The organism is Kitasatospora sp. NPDC024654 (genome assembly GCF_055559155.1).
Genome location: NZ_JBVHLF010000020.1, coordinates 105,959 through 110,213 on the forward strand (window position 1 = coordinate 105,959; position 4,255 = coordinate 110,213).

The window sequence follows — 4,255 nt, forward strand, 5'->3', positions numbered from 1 at the left end:
GAACCCTCGCCTATCGTATCCCGCACCCACACCCCCCCCCCCCCCCCCCCCCCCCCCCCCCCCCCCCCCCCCCCCCCCCCCCCCCCCCCCCTCGCCCGGGGTGTCGGGGTGCGGGCCGACCAGCGCCGGCTCGCCGTCCAGCCACCAGACCCGGGCTTCGGACGCCCGTCCGCCGGCCCGGTCGGCCGTCACGAACCGGTGGAAGCGGCGCAGCACCACCCCACCGCTCAGGAACTCGCCCTGCAGCTCGACGAAGCGGGCCACCACCCGGCGGACCGCCGCCGAGTCGGCGAGGTCGGGGATGTAGCAGGCCTCGTGCCACTCGTGCTTGCGGGACTTGACGTAGTCCTTGACCACGGCCGGGCCGTGGCTGCCCAGCCGGCCGGCCGCCGCCGCCAGCTCACCCGGCCCGGCGTCCGCGGGCAGCCACACGCTGACTGGCGTCGCCCCCTCGAACGTGCCGTACCAGCCGGGGAGTTCGTGTGCGGCGGCGTAGCCGGCGGCACTGGTGAGCAGGCGGCAGCCGCGGTCGGCCAGGGCGCGCTCGAAGGCCGCGTAGGCGGCCACCGGGAGCATCCAGCCCCGGTACCAGGCCGGCCCGGTGCCGGCCGGCACCCGCCGGACCGCCTCGGCGGCCCGGCCGGCCAGCAGCGCGTCGTGGTCCACCAGCGCCGTCCCACCGCCCAGGCCGCGGATCAGCTGGGCCTCCGCGGAGTAGTGCGGATCGACCCGGCGCTCGGCGAGCGGGTCGTGCGGCAGCAGGAGAGTCGGCGGGGGCATACGGACCAAGTTAGCGGGGTACGGCGGCGGAGCCGGTGATCCCGGTCAGGGGCGGCGCCGCCGGAGGTGCTCGGTGGCCGGACCGACCTGCCAGTCGTGGGCACGCAGTTCGCGGTCGTGCAGCGCGTCCGGGTTGACCACCACGGTCAGCTCGGCCTCCGCCAGCTCCTCGAAGCTCAGCCCGGTGACGTCGAGCAGCAGCTCGGTCGGCACCGAGATGGCGATCGACGAGCGCCAGGCCGGCAGTACCGCGAGCGTGGTACCCCGGCCGACCCGGATCAGCTGGGCCGCGACCCGCCGGAAGCGGGGGTCGGAGGGGCGCGACGGCGGCTCGACCGCGCGCTGGGCGCCGCCGATCAGGATGCCGAGCGCCGGTTCCTCGGGTCCTTCCCGGCGCACGTCGCCCTGGCCGGGAGCCGGGGCACGCTCCGGCAGCGCTCGGCCGTCCGAGTGATCGGTCTGGGCCGGCCCGTCCGGCTGCGCGGGGACGGCCGGCGAGCCGGGTACCGCGGGTGGTTCCGGCTCGGTGCGGTTCAGCCGACGGGCGGGCGCGGGCCGCCGGATCCGCGGGCGGGGCCGGGCCGTCGGGTCACCGCGGTCGGCCGGTTCCTCGAAGGCTCCGGGTGCCGCCTCCAGGATGGTGCGCGGCGACGGCAGCACCGTCTCCGGGGCGGGGACGGACGGCTCGGCCACCGGATCGACCCCGGCCAGCTGCAGCAACTCCCGGACCTCGGAGACCGACTGGTGGCTCGCGGCGGCCAGCCGGTCGATTCCAGCACCCCGTTCGTATGCCGAGCGCAGCCGCGAGGCCAGCCCGGCGCGCAATTTCGCCGTGGTGGCGGCGCCGGGGTCCGGCTTGCCGTCGACACGGCCGTTCGCGCCGGTGGGCGGGCCGACCTGGGCCGGACCGGGGGCTGCGGGATCGGCCTGCGGCTGGTCCGGTGTGTCCATCGGTATGAACGACGAGCTCATCGGTGAGGGTCCTCCGGGGTACAGTCCGCCCGATCCTGCCGTACCGGGGGGTGCACGTCCATGGGGAGCTGCGGTACTTGACACACGGTGAGGCCCTGTCCACCGGGCGGAACCCCGATGGTGTCCTGGTCAGCGGAGAACATACCCCGGCTCCCTGAGAGTTGATGATCAATTGGCTGAGCGTCCGCTCGAACCGGGGTGCCCGGCGGGTGGGCGGCCAGCCGGAGATGGGAAGAATGGTGCCGGGCGGGCCCGGCCCGCCCGGTCTCCCGCCCCGTCCGGCTGTCCTTGGAAGGACGAACCACGCATGGCCACGCCGCCGCTCGCCCACCCAGCCGTCGATGGCGGGCTGATCCGGTCCCGCCGCCTGGAGCCGGGTGACCGGGTGGCCCTGGTCGCCCCCAGCGGCCCGATCGACGCGGAGCGGCTCCGGGCCGGCTGCGCGATCCTGCGCTCCTGGGGCCTGGAGCCGGTGGTCGGCGCGCACGTGCTGGACGCCGATCCGCGGCTCGGCTACCTGGCGGGCACCGACACGGACCGGGCCGCCGACTTCCAGCGCGCCTGGCTCGACCCGTCGATCGCGGCGGTGCTCTGCGCCCGTGGCGGGTACGGCGCCCAGCGGGTCGCCGACCTGCTCGACTGGGCGGCGCTGCGGGCCGCGCCACCGAAGGTGCTGATCGGCTTCAGCGACGTCACCGCGCTGCACGAGCTGGTCGCCCAGCGGCTCGGCCTGGTCAGCCTGTACGGGCCGATGGGCGCTGCCACCTCGTTCGTCGAGGACGGCCCGACCGCCGAGCACCTGCGCCGCACCCTCTTCGAGCCGGCCACCGTGCTTACCCTCACCGGCCCCGACGCCGGTCCGCTGATCTCCGGCCGGGCGCGCGGGGTCACGGCGGGCGGCTGCGCCTCGGTGCTGGCGGCGGAGTGTGGCACGCCCGGGGCTCGTCGCTCGTTCGCGGGCACCCTCCTGCTGCTGGAGGACGTCAACGAACACCCCTACCAGCTGGACCGGATCCTCAGTCAGTTGATCCGGTCCGGGGCACTGGCGGGGGTGCGCGGGGTGGTCCTGGGCTCCTGGCACGGCTGCGGGAGGCCGGAGCGGATCCGGGACGTGATGGCCGCCCGGCTGGCCCCGCTCGGTGTGCCGGTGCTCTGGGAGCTCGGCTTCGGGCACTGCCCGTCCACCCTGACCGTCCCGCTCGGCGTGCCCGCGCTGCTCGACGCGGACGCCGGCACGCTCACCCTGGACCGGCCCGCGCTGGCGGACGGGACCGGAGCGGCCGAGCCGGCGCCGGAAGCGTTGGCCACCGAGCCCTCCCCGGTGGACTAGGGTGCGCGCGTGACCTCGGACCTCGACGACTCTCCCGAGTGCCGGCCGGCCGATCTGGTGGCCGACCTGCTGGCCACCCTGCGGACCGCCGCCCACCGGCGCGGCCGGATGATGCTGGGACTCACCGGCGCGCCCGGCGCGGGCAAGTCCTGGCTGGCGCGCCATCTGGTCCGGGAGGTGGAGCGGGCCGAGGGGGCCGGCAGCGCCGCCTACGTGCCGATGGACGGCTTCCACCTCTCCAATCCGCAGCTCGACCGGCTGGGCCTGCGGGCTCGCAAGGGCTCGCCGCCCAGCTTCGACGCGCTGGGCTACGCGGCGCTGCTCCACCGGCTCGCCGGTGACCGGTTCCACGACATCTACGTCCCCGACTTCGACCGGGACCTCGACGAGCCGGTGGCCGCCCGCCACCTGGTCACGCCCGCCGCCCGGCTCATCGTCACCGAGGGCAACTACCTCGCCGCCGACGGGCCGGGCTGGTCGCAGGCCCGCGCGCTGCTCCAGGAGGTCTGGTACCTGGAGGTGCCCGACGAGGTACGGGCGGACCGTCTGGTCAGGCGGCACTTGGCCGGCGGGCGCGACGACGGGGCGGCGCGGGCCTGGGTGGACTCCAACGACCAGCCGAACGGCGAGTACGTGAAGCTCAGCCGTGCCCGCTGCACCCGGGTCATCCGGGTGGCCACCGAGTTGCCCCCGGCAAGCACAGGGAGTAGTGTTCCCTAGTCGCTCGGCAGGGAGCACCGGACACGCGTCTGCGCGGACGGTCCCGGGGCGGCCACTCTCTCGAAACACCATTCGCAGCAAGAAGCCCGGCTTTTCGCGCGCTGTCGCGGGCCGGTCTGTTTTGTCGTGTCTGCATTTCCGGGAGTGGGTCCGGATTCGCTTTTCGGAGCGGGGCTGGGCTAAGGTTTGAGGCGTCGGACGGGCCGTCAGGTCGGTTACGGCGAAGGCCACTTGAAGGCCGGAGGGCATGGAGGATCTGCTAGGATCTGAAGCGCCGGAAGGCGGTCGAAAGGCCAGCGGGAAGTGAGTCGGGAAAGAGCCGCGGGAAACAGTGCGGATCGGGTCTGATAAGCTGAATGCAGAATGAACGAAACGCCCGGAGGGCCTGCGAGAGCGGTCTGAAGGAAGTGTCCGTTCCTTGAGAACTCAACAGCGTGCCAAAAGTCAACGCCA

At 74.6% G+C, this 4,255-nt stretch carries 4 protein-coding genes; 2 read left to right on the top strand and 2 right to left on the bottom strand.

What is annotated here, in order from left to right; all coding sequences use genetic code 11:
• Nucleotides 1-780, bottom strand: a 780-nt coding sequence (locus ACZ38L_RS15155) for an ATP-grasp domain-containing protein (RefSeq protein WP_465692968.1), incomplete at its 3' end; no start/stop codon positions are given.
• 45 nt (nucleotides 781-825) lie between these two features.
• On the bottom strand, nucleotides 826-1,752 hold the full coding sequence (locus ACZ38L_RS15160; protein ID WP_465692970.1) for a hypothetical protein: 927 nt from the start codon (nucleotides 1,750-1,752) through the stop codon (nucleotides 826-828).
• Nucleotides 1,753-2,059: 307 nt separating this feature from the next.
• On the opposite strand from ACZ38L_RS15160, the gene ACZ38L_RS15165 reads away from it, so the two are divergent.
• Both ACZ38L_RS15165 and ACZ38L_RS15170 read left to right on the top strand, forming a co-directional pair.
• Entirely contained in the window at nucleotides 2,060-3,082 is a 1,023-nt protein-coding gene (locus ACZ38L_RS15165) for a S66 peptidase family protein (RefSeq protein ID WP_465692972.1), read from the top strand.
• 9 nt (nucleotides 3,083-3,091) lie between these two features.
• The gene (locus ACZ38L_RS15170) at nucleotides 3,092-3,802 is read left to right on the top strand and encodes a nucleoside/nucleotide kinase family protein (protein ID WP_465692974.1); all 711 of its coding nucleotides are present in this window, start codon (nucleotides 3,092-3,094) and stop codon (nucleotides 3,800-3,802) included.
• The last annotated feature ends 453 nt before the right edge of the window (nucleotides 3,803-4,255 follow it).

Coding starts and splice junctions, on each gene's coding strand:
- ACZ38L_RS15165 (WP_465692972.1), top strand. CDS start 2,060: ATGGCCACGCCGCCGCTCGCCCACCCAGCCGTCGATGGCGGGCTGATC.
- ACZ38L_RS15160 (WP_465692970.1), bottom strand. CDS start 1,752: ATGAGCTCGTCGTTCATACCGATGGACACACCGGACCAGCCGCAGGCC.